Annotated in this window: 14 protein-coding genes; 3 read left to right on the top strand and 11 right to left on the bottom strand. The window is 71.4% G+C overall.

The genetic code is table 11. From position 1 onward, the window contains the following. The first annotated feature begins 164 nt into the window (after nucleotides 1-164). The 3 genes from zwf (at nucleotide 165) to pgl (ending at nucleotide 3,899) form a co-directional block, all read left to right on the top strand. Nucleotides 165-1,700: a glucose-6-phosphate dehydrogenase gene (gene zwf / locus I6A60_RS23255; RefSeq protein WP_203022212.1), complete on the top strand. Its 1,536-nt coding sequence runs from the start codon at nucleotides 165-167 to the stop codon at nucleotides 1,698-1,700. 237 nt (nucleotides 1,701-1,937) lie between these two features. After that, the gene (locus tag I6A60_RS23250; RefSeq protein ID WP_203017182.1) at nucleotides 1,938-2,960 is read left to right on the top strand and encodes a glucose-6-phosphate dehydrogenase assembly protein OpcA; all 1,023 of its coding nucleotides are present in this window, start codon (nucleotides 1,938-1,940) and stop codon (nucleotides 2,958-2,960) included. Nucleotides 2,961-3,146: 186 nt separating this feature from the next. Further along, nucleotides 3,147-3,899, top strand: coding sequence for a 6-phosphogluconolactonase (pgl, locus tag I6A60_RS23245; RefSeq protein WP_203017180.1), 753 nt, complete (start codon nucleotides 3,147-3,149; stop codon nucleotides 3,897-3,899). A 10-nt stretch (nucleotides 3,900-3,909) separates the two neighbouring features. Here pgl and I6A60_RS23240 read toward each other — a convergent pair whose 3' ends face one another. The 11 genes from I6A60_RS23240 to pgk form a co-directional block, all read right to left on the bottom strand. Next, nucleotides 3,910-5,709: a serine/threonine-protein kinase gene (locus I6A60_RS23240; protein WP_203042531.1), complete on the bottom strand. Its 1,800-nt coding sequence runs from the start codon at nucleotides 5,707-5,709 to the stop codon at nucleotides 3,910-3,912. 222 nt (nucleotides 5,710-5,931) lie between these two features. After that, nucleotides 5,932-6,270 carry an RNA polymerase-binding protein RbpA gene (locus I6A60_RS23235; RefSeq protein WP_013425977.1) on the bottom strand — a complete coding sequence of 113 codons (339 nt, stop codon included), beginning with the start codon at nucleotides 6,268-6,270 and terminating at the stop codon, nucleotides 5,932-5,934. Between the two features lie 272 nt (nucleotides 6,271-6,542). Continuing rightward, nucleotides 6,543-8,282, bottom strand: a complete 1,740-nt coding sequence (locus tag I6A60_RS23230; RefSeq protein ID WP_203023881.1) for an ABC transporter substrate-binding protein — start codon at nucleotides 8,280-8,282, stop codon at nucleotides 6,543-6,545. Between the two features lie 59 nt (nucleotides 8,283-8,341). After that, entirely contained in the window at nucleotides 8,342-8,572 is a 231-nt protein-coding gene (secG, locus tag I6A60_RS23225; protein WP_013425979.1) for a preprotein translocase subunit SecG, read from the bottom strand. Next, the gene (locus I6A60_RS23220; protein ID WP_307873822.1) at nucleotides 8,573-9,709 is read right to left on the bottom strand and encodes a dipeptide ABC transporter ATP-binding protein; all 1,137 of its coding nucleotides are present in this window, start codon (nucleotides 9,707-9,709) and stop codon (nucleotides 8,573-8,575) included. Beyond that, nucleotides 9,706-10,785, bottom strand: coding sequence for an ABC transporter ATP-binding protein (locus I6A60_RS23215; protein WP_203011667.1), 1,080 nt, complete (start codon nucleotides 10,783-10,785; stop codon nucleotides 9,706-9,708). The genes I6A60_RS23220 and I6A60_RS23215 overlap by 4 nt, the downstream gene beginning before the upstream one ends. A 97-nt stretch (nucleotides 10,786-10,882) precedes the next feature. Then, a complete protein-coding gene (locus I6A60_RS23210) occupies nucleotides 10,883-11,884 on the bottom strand; it encodes an ABC transporter permease (RefSeq protein WP_203011666.1) in 1,002 nt (333 codons plus the stop codon). Between the two features lie 142 nt (nucleotides 11,885-12,026). Next, complete coding sequence (locus I6A60_RS23205; protein ID WP_203011665.1) at nucleotides 12,027-13,793, bottom strand: ABC transporter substrate-binding protein; 1,767 nt, start codon at nucleotides 13,791-13,793, stop codon at nucleotides 12,027-12,029. Between the two features lie 176 nt (nucleotides 13,794-13,969). After that, nucleotides 13,970-14,956 (bottom strand): ABC transporter permease, encoded by a 987-nt coding sequence (locus I6A60_RS23200; protein WP_203011664.1) that lies wholly within the window; start codon nucleotides 14,954-14,956, stop codon nucleotides 13,970-13,972. A 508-nt stretch (nucleotides 14,957-15,464) separates the two neighbouring features. Next, nucleotides 15,465-16,307 carry a triose-phosphate isomerase gene (gene tpiA / locus I6A60_RS23195; protein WP_203017315.1) on the bottom strand — a complete coding sequence of 281 codons (843 nt, stop codon included), beginning with the start codon at nucleotides 16,305-16,307 and terminating at the stop codon, nucleotides 15,465-15,467. A 3-nt stretch (nucleotides 16,308-16,310) separates the two neighbouring features. Then, entirely contained in the window at nucleotides 16,311-17,528 is a 1,218-nt protein-coding gene (gene pgk / locus I6A60_RS23190) for a phosphoglycerate kinase (RefSeq protein ID WP_203017317.1), read from the bottom strand. Between the last annotated feature and the right edge of the window lie 136 nt (nucleotides 17,529-17,664).

Genomic DNA, 17,664 nt, shown 5'->3' with positions numbered 1-17,664 from the left:
CGGCGGGCCGGGGCCCGGGGGCTCCGGGCCCACCCCTGCCGGCGGGCCCCCCGGCCGGCGGCGGGGCCGGCCCGGGCGCAGGCGCGAGGATTCCCCGGGAACGGGACCACGGCACGACCGACCAGCACCCGACGACCGACGAGCACAGACAGGGAGAACCGCAGGTGGCGCCCACGGTAGGTGGCAACCCGCTGCGCGATCCGCGAGACCGCCGGCTCCCCCGGCTTCCCGACGCCAGCGCCCTGGTGGTGTTCGGCGTCACCGGAGACCTCTCGCGCAAGAAGCTGATCCCGGCCGTGTACGACCTGGCCAACCGCGGGCTGCTGCCGCCGGGGTTCGTGCTGCTCGGGTTCGCCCGGCGCGACTGGGAGGGTCATGAGCCCTTCATCCAGTTCGCCAGGGAGTGCGCCGAGAAGGGCGCGCGCACGCCGTTCCGGGAGGAGACCTGGGACCGGCTCGCGTCGTCGATCAGGTTCGTGAAGGGCTCCTTCGACGACGACGCCGGGTTCGACCGGCTCGCCGCGGAACTCGACAGCCTGGAGGCGAGCCACGGCATCCGTGGCAACGCAGCCTTCTACCTGTCGATCCCGCCGTCGGCCTTCCCGGTGGTCCTCAAGCAGATGGAGCGCACCGGCCTGGCCGACGAGAAGGCGGCGGGTGGCTGGCGCCGGGTCGTCGTGGAGAAGCCGTTCGGCCACGACAGGAAGTCGGCCGGTGAGCTGAACTCGCTGGTAGACGACGTGTTCGGTCCGCAGGACGTGTTCCGGATCGACCACTACCTGGGCAAGGAGACCGTCCAGAACCTGTTCGCCCTGCGGTTCGCGAACACCCTGTTCGAGCCGATCTGGAACTCCCAGTTCGTCGACTCCGTGCAGATCACGATGGCCGAGGACGTCGGCATCGGCACCCGCGCCGGCTTCTACGACGAGACCGGAGCCGCCCGCGACGTGCTGCAGAACCACCTGTTGCAGCTGCTGGCGCTGACCGCGATGGAGGAGCCGGTCAGCTTCGGCGCCGACACCATCCGGGCTGAGAAGATCAAGACCCTGCGCGCGGTGTCGCTGCCGACCGACCTGGCCAGCTACGCGATCCGGGGCCAGTACGAGCAGGGCTGGCTGGCCGGCGAGCGGGTCAAGGGCTACCTCGACGAGGAGAACATCCCGGCCACGTCGACGACCGAGACCTACGCGGCCGTGCGGCTGGGCATCGAGACCCGGCGGTGGGCTGGCGTCCCGTTCTACCTGCGGACCGGCAAGCGGCTGCCCCGACGGGTGACGGAGATCGCGATCGGCTTCAAGCAGGCGCCGCACCTGCCGTTCGACGCGACCGACACCACCGAGCTGGGCCACAACCAGCTGGTCGTGCGGGTCCAGCCCGACGAGGGCGTGACGCTGAAGTTCGGCTCCAAGGTGCCGGGGACCGCGATGGAGGTCCGCGACGTCGCGATGGAGTTCCTGTTCGGCGAGGCGTTCACCGAGTCGCTGCCGGAGGCCTACGAACGGCTGATCCTGGACGCGCTGCTCGGCGACGCCATGCTCTTCCCGGACAACGCGGAGGTCGAGGAGTCCTGGCGGATCATCGACCCGCTGGAGGAGTTCTGGGCCACGACGAAGCCCTTCACCTACCGCTCGGGCAGCTGGGGGCCGGCGGCCTCGGACGAGATGCTCGCCCGCGACGGGCGGCGGTGGCGCCGGCCATGAGCTGTGTTTCTGGTTCGCTCCGTCCGGGCGCGGCGCTCCGCGGCCGTCCTCGCCTGGCGGCTCGGACGACCACTCCGCGCCGCGTCCTCCTCCGCTCACGGGCGCTCCGGCGACCTGCGCTGCGGCCCGGCCACTTCGCTGCGCTCGTGGGCGGGCCTCCGCGCAGGCGCGCCTCCGCGCTTGGCGGTCGGGAGATTACTGGGAGCCTGTCGTGACTCTCTTTACTAGGAGCTCGCTGTGACGACGCTTTGGGACACCACTGGGTCTGCGGTTGTCAAGGCGCTGGGCGCGGAGCGTCGGGCTGCCGGCGCGCTCGCGTTCGGGCTGGCGCTGACGCTTGTCGTGGTCGTCGACGAGAAGAACGTCGCCGCCGCGGAGAGCGCCGCCACGGCCGCCGCGGCGGCCCATCCGTGCCGGCTGCTGATCGTGGTGCGCCGCCAGATCGACGCGCCGCACCCGCGGCTGGACGCCGAGGTCTCGATCGGCGGGCGGCTCGGCCCCGGAGAGGCGATCGTCATGCGGATGTACGGCCGGCTGGCGCTGCACGCCGAGTCGGTCGTGCTGCCGCTGCTCGCCTCGGACGCTCCGGTGGTCACGTGGTGGTACGACGAGCCGCCGACCCGGATCGCGTTCGACCCGCTCGGGGTGTTCGCGGACCGCCGAGTCACCGACGTCGCGGCGGCGCCCGACCCGGTGGCCGCGCTGCGGCTTCGGGCGGCCGACTTCGCGCCCGGTGACACCGATCTGGCCTGGACCCGGATCTCCGGCTGGCGCACGCTGCTGGCCGCCGCGTTCGACGGGCGTCACGACCGGCCCACCGCGGCGAGCATCGAGGCCGACCCGGCCGACCCGAGCGCCCAGCTGTTCGCCGGCTGGCTGCGGGCCCGGCTCGGCGTCCCCGTCGAGGTGGCCGCGAGCGGCTCCCACCGTGGTGTCCACGGCCTGCACGCCGTCCACGTGACCGTCGACGATGGCGAGATCGCTGTCACCCGCGTCGACACCCGTTCAGGGACCATCACCCGGCCGGGGGTCCCGGAGCGCCGGCTGCCGCTGGCGCAGCTCGGCCTCGGCGACCTGCTCGCCGAGGAGCTGCGCCGGATCGACGACGACAGCGTCTACGCCGAAGCGCTCGCCAGCTGGAGCGGCATCCCCGACCTGTCCAGCCGGTCCCGCCACCGCGAGCACGTCTGGCGCGACCCGATGATGGAGGCGACACCGACGCCGGCCCCGCCCGCGACGCCGGCTCCCAGCGGAAGTTGATCTCGCGGCGGATCCCAGCGAAGCTGATGTCGAGGCGGATCCCAGCGAAGCCGATGTCGAGGCAGAGCCCAGCGAAGCTGATCTCGCAGTGGAGCCACCGCCCAGCAGACACACCCCAACCAGCGCGGGCCCACCCCCGCGCACCCCGACGCAGCCGGCGGCGAGGCCGGACGGAGGCGGTTACCGATGGAACTGATCGTCCACCCGGACGCGGGCCTGCTCGCGAAAGCGGCGAGCGCCCGGTTGATCACGACGCTCCTCGACGCGCAGGCGCGGCGCGGCGAGGCGTCGCTGGTGCTGACCGGGGGCGGGATCGGCATCGCGCTGCTGCGCGCTGTGCTCGCCAGTCCCGCGCTGGAGGCCGTCAACTGGTCGAAGGTGGACATCTGGTGGGGTGACGAGCGGTTCGTACCCGCCGACTCCCCCGACCGCAACGCGCTGCAGGCCCGGGAGGCGTTGCTCTCGCATCTGCCGGTGGACGAGAAGCGGGTGTTCGAGATCGGTGCGCTGGCGTCGGAGGGTCGTGCCGACGGTTACACCGAGCCCGAGCAGGCGGCCGCCGACTACGCCGCGCAGCTCGCGGCGCACGCGCCCGACGGTGCCGTGGTGCCCGCGTTCGACGTGCTGCTGCTCGGCATCGGCCCGGAGGGGCACGTGGCGTCGATCTTCCCGCACTCGTCGGCCGCGCGGGCCACGGAGCCGGTGGTCGCCGTCCGCGAGTCCCCGAAGCCGCCGCCGAACCGCGTCTCCCTGACGTACCCGACGATCCAGGCCGCTCGCCAGGTCTGGGTGATCGCGGCGGGTGAGGAGAAGGCCGACGCGGTCGCCGCGGCCGCCGCCGGTGCCGGGCCCCTCGATCTCCCGGCCGCCGCCGCGACCGGCCAGGACCGGACCCTCTGGCTGATCGACCGCGCCGCGGCCTCCCGGGTCAGCTCCTGACGCTCGCCGCTCAGCCTCCTGCAGGCGGCTGAGCGGTCCTGTTCAGGGTGGCCACGCCAAAACTGGTGATCACCGTGGCGTCGTAGTAGTAGCCCAGGGTGCCGTTGGAGTTGAGGGTCAGCAGGAGCCGGAACGCACCGGTGCACCGCTGGTTGGCCTGGGTGATGACCTCCTGGACCGTGATCGTGGAGACTCCGGCCTCACGCAGCACCAGGTCGGAGCCGCAGCCCTCGGACGACACGGACCTCCCGATGGTCTCGCCGACCTCGCCGCCCGTGATCTGCATCGTGACGTCGAAGGTGACGGGATTCTGGGTCACGGTGCCAAACCAGTTGCCGACCATCTCGCCCGGCACCGCGCCGGCCCGAACGCCCAGCGGTCCACGCCGGCCGGGAGCGGTGGACGTCGCGGCACCTGTGGCGGCGTGCGCGGACGGCGTCGAACTCGACGAGCCGTCGAGGTCGGCCCCGGCGGCGACCGCGCCCCACGCGGCGAGCCCGACCAGCGCGAGCACCGCGACGACGGCGAGCGCGGCGAGCGGCGCCGGCAGCAACAGCGACACCGACAGCGGAAACGCCCGGCGGCGTCGACCCGGGACGTCGAGGCGACCCGGCGAGGCCAGCGTGTCCAGATCCAGCTGCCCCAGGTGAACCGGGGCGGCGTCCGAAACCGGCGGGGCGGGCGGGGCGGGCCCGGTCTCCGCTGCGTCGCCGAGCCGGGCCCGGCGCGCGCCCTGGGCCGGCTCGGTCCCCACCGCCTCGACGCCGGCGGACCCGAGAGCGAGCGGACGCCCCGCGGGACCGCGTGACGTTCGCCGGGCGTCGGCGTCGGCGGGTGGCAGGGCCGCGATGCCAGCGCCCAGCGCACGCTGGGCGCGGGTGAGGAGCGCCGCGACACCGTCGGCACGCAGCCGGGCGGCCGGTTCCTTGATGAGCAGCCCGGCGATCACCGGCGCGAGCGGGCCCAGGTCACGGGACGGCTCCGGCTCCGCGAACAGGACGGCCTGCAGCGAGGCGACCACGTCGTCGCGCTGGAACGGCGCGACCCCGTCGGCGGCGAACAACAGCGTCGCGCCGAGGGCGAACAGGTCCGCGGTCAGCGTGGTCGGGCCGCCGCGCAACCGCTCCGGCGCCATGTACGCGGGAGTGCCGCTCGGCAGGCCGCCGTCGGGTGGCTGGGTGAGCGTCGGGTCGGTGTCGGCGGCGGCGATCCCGAAGTCGGTGAGCAGCACCCGGCCGTCGTGGGCCAGCAGGATGTTGGACGGCTTCACGTCGCGGTGGACGACGCCGAGCGCCTGCCCGGCGACGAGCGCGTCGAGCACCGCCAGCCCGATCCGGGCGACGTCGGCCAGTGGAAGCGGCCCGTCGTCGTCGACCGCCTCCTGCAGGGAGCGGGCCGCGACGGCCTCCATGACGATCCAGGGGGCGCCGTCGTCGACGACGGCGTCGTGGACGGTCACGACGTGTGGGTTGGCCCGCAGCCGGGCGGCGTTACGGGCCTCGCGCAGCGCCCTGGACACCCAGGCTCCGGTGGAGTCGGCCCAGCTGTCCTCGTCCGATCCGGGACCGGCGCCGGGCCGGATGAACGCGAACGGGGGACGGATCTCCTTGACCGCGACGTCCACGTCGAGCACCTCGTCGCGGGCGAGCCAGACGGCGCCCATCGCGCCCACGCCGATCAGGTCGGCGAGCCGGTACCGCCCGGCGATCAGCCGGCCGAACGGGGCCGCCACACCAGGCGGCTCCGGCACCGACTCCGGCACCGGCGGCTTAGCCAGCTCGCCGGTGTCGTCCGTGCGCTCGCTCCCCATCTCTGCCCGTCCGCCGATCCGCTCGCACGCAACGCACGGGCCAGAGCCCTCGTCAGAGGGCAGCAGGGAGCCCCCGGGACCGGGCAGCGCCCGGCACCGGGAGAAGGGTAGTACCGCTGGCGACGCCCCGACGGGGAGTCACGGAAAAGCAGCCCAAAGCCGTAACACGCCGCCGAGGGCGCGCGGCCGAGTCGAGACGAGGCCGGGCGCCCTGGCGGTAGGTCAGCTGCCGGCGGAGCGGAGCTTGGCGAGAGCCTCGGCGAGAATGGCCTCGCCGTCCTTCTCGTTGCGCCGCTCCCGGACGTAGGCGAGGTGGGTCTTGTAGGGCTCGATCTTCGGCGGGGCCGGTGTGTTCTCCCGGTCGCGCCCGGCCGGGTAGCCGCAGCTCGGGCAGTCCCACGTGTCAGGGATAGCGGCGTCCGCGGCGAACGACGGACGCGTCTCGTGCTGGTTCGCGCACCAGAAGGAGATCCGCTGCCGGGCAGCAGTCTCCCCCCGCTCGGCTTCCCCCATGGGTCCTGCCCCGACCCGGCTCCCCCGGATGGCGTTGCCACCTGCCACGGTCCGCGTACTCCTTCGACTCAGTGCTGGTCAAGCTAGCCAGTGCCAGCCAGGTCAGACCTCGGACCAGGTATAACCCGGTTCGCTCTGGGGCGAGTGTAGGACGCCGGGCCCACCACGTGACGCACCGGGGCGGGCCGGAGTGGTCGCCCCCTGGGGGACATATCCCCGCCGGCCACCAACTGGCCCCGTCAGGCCCTGAAAGCGGCCCTTTCCAGCAGCGCGCGAACCGGCCGGTCCCGGCCCTCCGACAGACGGTCCGGCGCGCCGCGTCAGGCCGGGCCGAGCGCCAGGTCGGTCAGGTCGACGGTGCCGACGGACGGGACCTGGTTGAACGACAGCACCGACGAGCTGCGGAACCTGGGCTCGTAGAGGACGGCGAGCGGGATGACCGCGACGTCACGCAGCACGGTGCTCTCCAGCACCCCCCAGGCGGCGGCGCGCGAGGCCGGGGTGGGCGCCTGCAGCGCGACCGACATCGTGTCGAGGACTTCCTTTGCGTCGTAGCCGCCGTCGACCGGGCGCTGGCCGACCCAGGTCGGGTCGAACAGCGGCTGGAACACGGTTCTGCCGGCGTCGCCGTACCAGAGCGGGGTGACGGTGGTCAGCGCCAGGTCCCAGCTCTGCTGCAGCGGGCTGACGGCCGCCGCGTCGAAGTCCGACTGGGCCTTCGCGTCGACGACGAGCTTCACGCCGACCTTGGCGAAGGTCTCGACCAGGGCGCCCGCGACGGCCGCGTCCGTCGCCGTATCCGTGGTGAGCAGCGTCAGCTCGGTGACCGGCCCGTCAGGGGCCTTCGCGAGGCCGTCACCGCAGGTCGTCGCGTCGCCGGCGCCGTCCTGGGTGGGGAACGGGTCCAGCGGCGAGTAGCCGGTCATCGTCGGCTGCAGCAGCTGGCTCGCGGCGCTCGCGAACGGCGGGTCACCCAGCGCCTCGACGACGGCGATCCGGTCGACGCAGGTCGCGAGCGCGTCCCGGACGTCCTGGTCGCTCAGCGCCGCGCCAGCCGGCCCGTGCATGCCGACCGTGAGGAAGAGGTCGGAACCGGTCGTCGGCACGCTCAGCCGCGGGTCAGCGGCCTTGAACAGCGCCGTCGCGCGGTCCAGCGGGACGGCGGAGTCCAGCGTGATGTCCGCCTTGCCGGCCTCGATCTGGGACTGCGCGTCGGCCGCGGTGACGCCGCTGGTGATCGTGATGTGGTCCGGCAGGGCCTGGCGGATCCCGTCGATCGCCCGGTTCCACTGCCCGTCCTTCCCAAGCGAGTAGACACCGTCGGCGCTGCTGGTGACGTGGTACGGGCCGTCGGAGATCAGGTGGTTGAGGTAGTCGGGCGAGTTCGGCTGGTAGTCGTCCGCCTCGACCGGCACCGGCGCGGCCTCCGGCAGCGCGAGGAGGTCGACGAAGTCGGTGTACGGCCTGATCAGGTGGAAGGCGATGTCGGTGTTGCTGACGACCTGGATGCCGGCCGGCGACTGGTTCTCGATGAAGTCCTTGAGCTGGTCGAGGGGCTTGGTGAACAGCTCGGTGCAGTACGCGTTGAACCCGACGATCGTCGCGGCGAAGTAGCCGCGCAGCGGTGACGGGGTCGGCGGCAGGCACAGCCGCTTGAGCCCGCGGGCGACGTCGTTCGCCACGATCCGGCGCGGGGTCGGCGTGTCCCAGCGCGCGGCCGAGCTCAGCCGGACCGTGATGACCAGGCCGTTGGGGCTGCGCTGCGGCGCCGAGACCGCGAGGTCGGGCCGGGCCACCACGGCACTGTCCACGTCCGCCGACGCCGGGTAGCTGTAGAGCGTGCGGCTCACCAGCCGGGCGAACGCGCGGTCGGCCGTGGTCACGGCCCAGCCGGGGTCGCCCGTGGGCATGGCGTCGGTGACGACCCGCAGGGTGCCGCCGGGTTTGTCGGTCGGCAGGACCGTGGCCACGCCCGCGGGCGTGGTCGAGGCCGTCGCCGCCGGCCCGGCCGAGCCGGCGCAGCCGACGAGCGCGAGCAGCGCGGCCAGTCCGGCCGCCACGGTCGAGGTCAGGAGAAGGGCCCGTCGGCCCGCGGGCCGACGGGCTCCACGAGGAGCGCTCAACTCTTCAGCAGCAGCCCGAGACCGATGATCGAGATGATCCACACCGCGCCGATGGCGATCGTCAGGCGGTCGAGGTTCTTCTCGACCACCGACGAGCCGCCGAGCGAGGACGAGACGCCACCGCCGAAGAGGGTGGACAGGCCGCCGCCCTTCGCCCGGTGCAACAACACCAGCAACACGAGCAACACGCTCGTGATGATGACCGCGATGGACAGCGCGATCTCCATCTAGACCAGCTCCCGCTCCTCCGGGAAGTGACAGGCGGCCAGGTGGCCCGGCTGGATCTCGACCAGCTCGGGCTCCACGGTCTTGCACACTTCCTCGGCCTTCCAGCAACGTGGGTGAAACCGGCAGCCGCTGGGCGGGTTGAGCGGAGTCGGCGGGTCGCCCCGCAGGAGGATCCGCTCCCGCCGATGCTGCTTGGCCGGGTCAGGCACCGGGACGGCAGACAGGAGGGCGTGGGTGTACGGGTGCAAGGGATGCTCGTACATGCCGGTCCGGTCGGCCATCTCGACGATCGTGCCAAGGTACATCACAGCGACCCGGTCGCTGATATGGCGCACCACCGACAGGTCGTGCGCGATGAACAGGTACGTGAGGCCGAGCTCCGACTGAAGGTCACTGAGCAGGTTGACGACCTGGGCACGCACCGAGACGTCGAGCGCGGAGACCGGCTCGTCGGCGATCACCAGCTTGGGCCCGGTGGCGAGCGCGCGGGCGATCCCGATCCGCTGGCGCTGGCCGCCGGAGAACTCGTGCGGATACCGGTTGAGGTGCTCGGGACTCAGGCCGACGAGCTCCATCAGCTCCCGGACCCGAGCCCGGACGGCGTCGCGCGACATCTCCCCGGCGATCTTCAGGGGCGCGGACACGATGGAACCGACGGTGTGCCGCGGGTTCAGCGAGGTGTACGGGTCCTGGAAGATCATCTGGATGTCCCGCCGCAGCGGGCGCATGGCGCGGGCCGACAGGTGGGTGATGTCCCTGCCGTCGACCTCGACGGTGCCGCCGGTGGGCTCCAGCAGCCGCACGATCGCGCGGCCGGTCGTGCTCTTGCCGCTGCCGCTCTCCCCCACCAGGCCAAGCGTCTCGCCGCGGCGGATGGCGAAGCTCAGCCCGTCGACCGCGCGCACCGCGCCGACCTTCCGGGCGACCAGCGCGCCCCGGGTGACCGGGAAGTGCACCTGCAGGTCGGTGACCCTGACCAGATCGTCGCCCGCCGCGGGCGACGTCACGGGCTTCTCGGTGGAGACCGGGACGGCCTCGCGGGCGTCCGCCAGGAAGCCGCCGGGCCCGGTCGGCGCGGTGCCTCCGACGGCCGGCGAACCCGTGGGCGAGGGACCGGTGATGTCGTTGCCGTTCACAGGTTCGGAGCCACCTCATCACGGAAGATCCGGACGCGGGTCTCGGCCGCCAGGTGGCAGGCGACCCGGTGGCCGGGAGCGACGGTCTCGAGCAGCGGCCGGACGGTACGGGTCGCCTCGCCGGCCAGCTCGGAGTACTGGCAGCGCGGGTGGAACGGGCAGCCGGGCGGTACCGCGACCAGGCTGGGCGGGTTGCCCTGGACGGCGCGCAGCCGGTCGGACCTGACCCGGTCGAGCCGGGTCATCGACGACAGCAGGCCCCACGTGTAGGGGTGCTGCGGCGCGCTGAAGATCTCCTGCACCGGGCCGTGCTCCACGGCGTTCCCGGCGTACATCACCAGGACCTCGTCGCTGATCTCGGCGACCACCCCGAGGTCGTGGGTGATGATGACGATCGCCGAGCCGAACTCCTTCTGCAGGTCGCGCAGGAGGTCGAGGATCTGGGCCTGGACGGTGACGTCGAGCGCGGTGGTCGGCTCGTCGGCGATCAGCAGCGACGGGTCGCAGGACAGCGCCATCGCGATCATCGCGCGCTGCCGCATGCCGCCGGAGAACTCGTGCGGGTAGTTGCCGAGCCGGCGGACCGGGTCCGGGATGCCGACGCGGTCGAGCATCTCGATGGCCCGTGTCCTCGCCGCCCTGCGGGAGACGTCGTTGTGCACCCGGTACGCCTCGACGATCTGCTGACCGATCGTGTAGTAGGGGTGCATGGCCGACAGCGGGTCCTGGAAGATCATCGCCATCTCCCGGCCGCGCAGCGTGCGCACCCGTTCCGGCGTCGCCTCGACGAGGTTCTCCCCCGCGAGCCAGATCTCGCCGGAGACGGTGGTTCGCCGGCCGCGCTGCAGGCCCATGATCGCCAGGCTGCCCGCGCTCTTCCCTGAGCCGGACTCGCCGACGATCCCGAGGGTGCGGCCGCGTTCCAGCGAGAACGACAGACCGCTGACGGCTCTGACCTCGCCGTCGTCGGTCCCGAAGGTCACCTTCAGGTCACGCACGTCGAGGTAGGGCCGCTCCGGGGTGGCGACGGCCGCCCCGGTCGACGCCACCGGCGCCGGTTCAGGCTGCGTGCTCATCTCGCTCCCCCCGTCGGGCTCATTGTCGGCCCTGTCGGGCTCGCGGACGGACTGTCTGACTCACGGATGGAAATGCCGGCGCGCGGGGCGCAGCGGGTCATGTCGGCCGTACCCGCGGGTCGACGAGCGCGTAGACGAGGTCGACGACGATGTTCGCGAACACGACGAAGAAGGCCGCGAAGATCGTGACCCCGAGGATGGTCGGCAGGTCCCCGGTCGAGATCGCCTCGATCGACGTCTTTCCCAGCCCTCGGAAGCCGAACGTGCTCTCCGTCAGGACCGCGCCGCCCAGCAGCGAGCCGAGGTCGAGGCCGAAGATGGTGATCACGGGGGTGAGCGCGGCGCGCAGGGCGTGTTTGCCGACGACCGTACGTTCCGGCAGCCCCTTGGCCCGCGCGGTGCGGATGTAGTCCTCGCCGAGCACGTCCAGCATGCTCGCCCGGGTCAGCCGGGCGTACATCGCGGAATAGAGAAAGGCGAGCACGATCCAGGCCGGCAGCAGGTTCCAGGCCCACAGCAGCGGGTTGTGAAGGAACGGCACGTAGTGGATGCTCTGGATCAGCCGCCACTTGTAGCTGACCAGAAGCAGCAGGACGAGGCCGGTGAAGTAGACCGGGAGCGAGACGGCGCCCAGCGCGACGGTCATCGCGACCCGGTCGAGGACCGAGCCGCGGCGCAGCGCCGAGATGATGCCGATGCCGACGCCGATGATCAGGAACAGCACGGCGGCGCCCAGCGCCAGCGAGACGGTGACCGGCAGGGCCCTGGTGATCTCCTGCCAGACCGGCTCGCTGTTCTTGAACGAGTACCCGAAGCAGGGCGGCGGGCACCAGGTCTTGTCCGGCCCGGAGTCGAAGTGCCGGCCGACGAAGATGCCCGCGAGGAAGTGCCAGTACTGCACGACCAGCGGCTGGTCGAGCCCCAGCTTCTTCGTCACGCCGGCGACGGCCGCCTCGCTGGGGGATCTGCCGGCGAACAGGACCGCGGGGTTCGAGCCCAGCACCTGAGGCACCAGGAAGAACAGCAGGAACGTGATGACGCTGATGAGCCAGAGGATCACGATCCCGCCGAGCACCCGGCGGACGACGAATCCGGCCATTTCTGGTGGTCTCCGCTTCTGTCAGCGTCTCGGGGGTCTTGCGTCGCCGCGCGGCCCGGCTGCCGGGTGGACGTGAGCCCACCCGGCAGCCAGGTTTACGGCGTGTTTCTCTTCTCTCGGACCGTCGACCGCGGTCTGCTGGCTACCTCACCACGCCCATCGAGGCGAAGTTGGCCATGTTGTAGCCGGGCGAGAAGAACACGTTCGTGATTCGGCTGCTGTACAGGTTCATCGACTTGTCGTAGATCAGCGGGACGTAGGCCCCGGAGGCCACGACGGCCTTGTCGACCGTGGTCCACGCGGTCTGCGCGGTGGCCTTGTCCTTGGCCGCGAGACCGTCGTCGATGCCCTTGTTCACGACCGGGTCATTGAGCTCGGCGTAGTTGCTGTTACCAGCCGGGAGGATCTTCCGGCCGTCCACGATCGAGCTGAAGAAGCCGTAGGCGGAGGGCCAGTCCGGGCCCCAGCCGGTGATCGACAGGCCGTAGCCCTTGGCCTGCACGTTCTTCGGGATGCCGATCACGGCGGAGAAGTACTGCGACGAGTCGAACTTCTCGACCGAGGCGTTGATCCCGATCTTCTTCAGGTCCGCCTGGAGCGCGGTCCCCTGGTTGACCTCGAGCGGCCGGTTGCTACGGACGGTGATCTTGGTAGAGAACCCGTTCGGCTGGCCGCAGGCCTTCAGCTCGTCCTTGGCCTTGGCGATGTCACCCGCGTCGTTCGGCGTCGGGAGAATGTTGAACGGGGCGTAGTACGCCACGGTCGGCGGGAGCATCGTCGTGGCGGGCTGGCCGGCCGTCGGGCCGCCGCGCGCGGCCACCTGGCCCTGCTTGTTGACCGCGTAGGCGACGGCGAGCCGGCAGTGGACGTTGTCGAACGGCTTCACCGTGGTGGCGATGCTCAGGTAGCGCAGGAAGCCGGTCAGGTCGACCGTGGTGCGCGCCTTGCGCAGCGTCGGGTCGGCCAGCAGCTGGGTCCGCGCCGCGGTGTCCACGCCGGTCTGGTCGAGGAAGACGTCGGCGGTACCGGACATGAGCCGGTTGTCGATCTCCGCGGACTCAAGGCCCATCGTGATCACGATCTTGTCCGGGAGCGCCTTGTTGATCTGGTCGGTCGACGGGTCCCACTGGTCGTTGCGGACCAGGGTCAGCGACTGGTTCGGAACGTACTTGTCGAACTTGTACGGACCGGACGACACCGGGTGTGACGTGTACTTGTCACCCGTGTCCTTCGCCTGCGGCACCGGTGAGGCCCCCGGCTGGGCCATGATGTAGTTCCAGTCCGTGAACGCCTTGTTCAGGTGGAAGATGATCGTGTTGTCATCCGGCGTCTCGACAGAGGTGAGACCGAGCTTGCCCGGGCTGGTGTCCGTGTACGGGCCCTTGTACTCGGGGGTCGTCTGCAGGTAGTCGATGACGAACGTCGGGCCGCCGTTGATGACGTCCTGGGCGAAGAAACGCTCAATGCCGTACTTGATGTCCTTGGACGTGATCGTGGACCCGTCCTCGAACTTCACGCCGCTCTTGAGCTTGTAGGTCCAGGTCTTCCCGCCGTCGGGGGACGTCGGGACCTCGGTCGCCAGGTCCGGCACGAGCTGGGCCGAGTTCGGCTTCGACTCGTAGGTCAGCAGCGTGCGGGCGATCCAGCGCTGCTGGTCCCAGCAGGACGCGTAATAGGTCCGCGCCGGGTCCCACGAGTCGCAGTCACCGGCCGACAGCGCGTTGAGCGTGCCGCCCTTCTTGGCCGAAGGGTAGAACAGCTGGTCCGTCGTCGTCGGCAGACCGGCGGCGGTCGAGCTGGTGGTGGTTGCTCCCGTGCCGCCGCCGCTGCTGCCGCCACAGGCGGCGAGGATCAAGCCGCCTGCCGCGACCAGCACGCCGGTCCTGATCCAGACCGAGTGTTTTCTCATCCGGTTCCCCTTCATTGTGCGAGCTGCCCCGGGATGGGCCGAGGATTGTCGGTGCGCACGGAGCCCGGCCCGCGCCGTTGCGGGAGGTTCCGGCCGTAGGGCGGGTACGGCGGATCTCGCCGCCCCGCCAGGTGGGTGGGCCTGCCACGCGCAGGTCCGTCGCGGCGTGCCGGCTGTCAGCCGCCGCCTCTGGGGTCGAAGGCGTCCCGCAGGGCATCGCCGAGCAGGTTGAACGCCAGCACGGTCAGGAAGATCGCCACGCCCGGCACCACCATGAACGTCGGGTCGACCCTGAACAGCCCGCTGGCGGCGGTTGAGAGCATGTCGCCCCACGACGAGGTCGGCGGCTTCACGCCCACGCCGAGGTAGGACAGCGCGGCCTCGAAGAGAATGTTCGTGGGGATCAGCAGGGTGGTGTAGACGAGGATCGGCGCGACCAGGTTCGGCAGCAGCTCCTGCGCCATGATCCGGACGGACCCGGCACCGGTCCCCCGGGCGGCCGCGACGAAGTCCTTCTCCTTGAGCGAGAGCACCTGGCCCCGGACGATCCGGCCGATGTAGGGCCAGCTGAAGAACCCGATGATGAACACGAGGATGAACAGCCGAAGTGTGTTGCCGTTCAGGCCGAACGCGCTGTCCGGGATGACGGCGACGATCGCGATCGCGAACAGCAGCAGCGGGAAGGCGAGCAGCAGGTCCATCAGTCGGGCGATCAGCCCTCCGACCCAGCCGCCGACGTAGCCGGAGATCAGCCCCATCACGGTGCCGAGAACCACCGAGAGCAGCGTCGCCAGCGAGGCGACCAGCAGCGAGATGCGGGCGCCGTACACGACCCGGGCGAAGACGTCGCGCCCGCTGAGCGGTTCGACGCCGAAGGGGTGGTGGATGGTCACGCCACCGAACGAGCCCGCGGGCATGGCCGTGTTCGGGTCGAGCAGCCCGTAGTTCGGCTCGTCCGGATTCGTCCCGACGATCGAGGTCAGCACGGGCGCGAAGATGGCGACGAGCACGACGAGGATGACGAAGGCGGCGCTGGCCAACGCGACCTTGTCCTTACGGAGCCGAGACCAGGCGATCCGCCAGAGCGAGCGGCCCGCGACCGGCTTGGTGTCCGCCGTTTCGAAGGCCCGCCCGGTGGGCTCCACCTGCAACGGGACCGCCACGAACCACCTCCAGGGCAGGCGAAAATACGCATTTCGCCTGAAGCAAGAACCTGTGGCACGGTAGCGTTCGCGCGGCCAGCTGGATAGCGGATGTTATGAAGTGCTGAGGAAACGTTGCGCGTTTGCCATACGATGACCGTTATGTAACAAATGGGTTACCTGGGAGAGAACGGCAGCCGCCGACCGCGAGCGCCCGGCACGACAGAGCAGCCCGTTTCCGTAACAATCGGACAGGCTGGTATCACGCCAGCCGAGCCGCCGAAGGGCGGCGACGAGGGCTCTGACCAGCAGTTCCAGCGACCCCGACCCACCAGCGGGAACCCGGCGTATCGCATCAACGGCAACACAACAAACCTCAAGGGTATTAACCGATCCGCGTGACGCAGCCGCCTGGAACGCGGCCGGCCGGTAAACGACGAAACGCCGCGCAAAGCGGGCAAAGTACCTGGAACGACGAAGGTCCGGGCCGCCAGACGCGGCCCGGACCTTCGGGGATTTCTCGATGCGCTCAGGCCGGCGGGCCGCTGCGCACGATCGCGGTGAACTCCTCCGCCACCAGGCTCGCGCCGCCCACCAGGCCGCCGTCGACGTCCGGCATGGTGAACAGCTCGGCCGCGCTCGCCGCCTTGACCGAGCCGCCGTAGAGCACCCGGATCCCGGCCGCGAGCTCCGCGTCGAACAGACCGGCCAGCCGCCCCCGGAGCGCGGCGCACATGTCCTGGGCGTCCTGCGCCGACGCGGTCCGGCCGGTGCCGATCGCCCAGACCGGCTCGTAGGCGATGACGACCGTCCGCGCCTGCGCCGGCTTCAGCCCGGCCAGCGAGCCCTCAAGCTGGGCGAGGCAGTGCTCGACGTGGTTGCCTGCGACTCGGACGTCCTCGTGCTCGCCGACGCAGACGATCGGCGTCAGCCCACTGCGGTAGGCGGCGGCGACCTTGGCCGCGACCTGCGCGTCGTCCTCGTGGTGGTCGGTCCGCCGCTCGGAGTGGCCGACGATCACGTAGCCGCAGCCGAGCTTCGCCAGCATCGGCCCGGACACGTCGCCCGTGTGCGCGCCGGAGTCGAACGGCGAGAGGTCCTGGGCGCCGTAGCCGATGGCGAGCTTGTCCCCGTCGATCGCGGTCTGCACGCTGCGCAGGTCGATGAAGGGCGGGAAGATGACCGTCTCGACGGTCTCCAGCTCGGCTGGCTTCAGGTCGTAGGCGATCTTCTGGACGAGCGCGATCGCCTCAAGATGGTTGAGGTTCATCTTCCAGTTGCCGGCCACCAGGGTCTGGCGGCCAGTTCCCTTGGACTTCCTGGCGACGGCGGGCTGTTTGCCCTGGCCAGGGGCCGGGCGCAGCGGAGTCATCGGTCAGACCTCCAACGCGGCGATGCCGGGCAGCGACTTGCCCTCGAGGAACTCCAGGCTCGCGCCGCCGCCGGTCGAGATGTGGCTGAACGACGACTCGGCGATGCCCAGGGTGCGCACCGCGGCGGCCGAGTCACCGCCGCCGACGACCGTGAAGGCCCCGCCGCCGGTGGTCTGGGCCGCGACCGCCTCCGCGACACCCTTCGTGCCGGCCGCGAACGGCGCCATCTCGAACACGCCCATCGGCCCGTTCCAGAAGATCGTCCCCGCGCCCGCCAGCCTGGCGGCGAACAGCTCCGTCGACGAGGGGCCGATGTCCAGGCCCAGCCAGCCGTCCCGGATCCCGGCGGCCGGCACGACGTCCGTGGCGGCGTCGGCGGCGAACCGGTCCGCGATCACCACGTCGGTCGGCAGCACGATCCGGTCGCCACCCTCGGCCAGCAGGTCCTTGCAGGTGTCGATCATCTCGCTCTCCAGCAGCGAGGCCCCGACGCCGTGGCCCTGCGCGGCCAGGAACGTGAAGCACATGCCGCCGCCGACCAGCAGCGCGTCGACCTTCGGCAGCAGCGCGCGGATCACCCCGAGCTTGTCGGAGACCTTCGAGCCGCCGAGCACCACCACATACGGCCGCCGGGCGTCACCGGCCAGTTTGCGCAGCACCTCCAGCTCGGCGAGCACCAGCCCGCCGGCCGCGTGCGGCAGCCGCTTGGGCACGTCGGCGACGCTGGCGTGCGCCCGGTGCACCGCGCCGAAGGCGTCCCCGACGTAGAACTCCGCGAGGGCCGCGAGGTCGTCGGCGAACGCGGCCCGCACCGCGGCGTCCTTGCTGGTTTCCCCCGGGTGGAACCGCAGGTTGTCCAGCAGCGCCACCTCGCCGTCGCCGAGCCCGGCCACGACGGAAGCGACCGCGTCACCGGCGATGTCGTTGGAGCCCTCGGTGCCGGTGAACGTGACCGGCTGGCCGAGGATCTCGGCGAGCCGGGCCGCCACCGGGGCCAGCGAGTACTTCTCGTCGTACTCACCCTTGGGCCGGCCGAGGTGCGAGCAGACCACCACTTTGGCGCCCCGCTCGGCCAGGGCCCTGATCGTGGGGGCGCTGGCCACGACCCGGCCGTCGTCGGTGATCCGCGGGCTGTCCCCGGACCGGTCCAGCGGCACGTTGAGGTCGCTGCGGACCAGCACCCGGTGCCCCGCGACCTGCAGGTCGTCGATCGTCCTCACTATTTCTCCTTGTTCGCGGCGTCCGGGCGCCGCCCTACGGCCCCAATCCTCGCTTCGCTCCGGTTGGGACCTCCGGGCGGCGTCCTCCGCCGCGAACGGGGCTTCGCTCCGCCGGGCCGGCCAGTCAGACCGCGTC

The sequence above is a fragment of the Frankia sp. AgB1.9 genome (genome assembly GCF_016786355.1).
Taxonomy (GTDB): Bacteria; Actinomycetota; Actinomycetes; order Frankiales; family Frankiaceae; genus Pseudofrankia.
This window is presented reverse-complemented; position numbering and strand designations above follow the sequence as displayed.

Coding starts and splice junctions, on each gene's coding strand:
- tpiA (WP_203017315.1), bottom strand. CDS start 16,307: ATGACTCCGCTGCGCCCGGCCCCTGGCCAGGGCAAACAGCCCGCCGTC.
- I6A60_RS23210 (WP_203011666.1), bottom strand. CDS start 11,884: ATGGCCGGATTCGTCGTCCGCCGGGTGCTCGGCGGGATCGTGATCCTC.
- secG (WP_013425979.1), bottom strand. CDS start 8,572: ATGGAGATCGCGCTGTCCATCGCGGTCATCATCACGAGCGTGTTGCTC.
- I6A60_RS23215 (WP_203011667.1), bottom strand. CDS start 10,785: ATGAGCACGCAGCCTGAACCGGCGCCGGTGGCGTCGACCGGGGCGGCC.
- I6A60_RS23240 (WP_203042531.1), bottom strand. CDS start 5,709: ATGGGGAGCGAGCGCACGGACGACACCGGCGAGCTGGCTAAGCCGCCG.
- pgl (WP_203017180.1), top strand. CDS start 3,147: ATGGAACTGATCGTCCACCCGGACGCGGGCCTGCTCGCGAAAGCGGCG.
- I6A60_RS23205 (WP_203011665.1), bottom strand. CDS start 13,793: ATGAGAAAACACTCGGTCTGGATCAGGACCGGCGTGCTGGTCGCGGCA.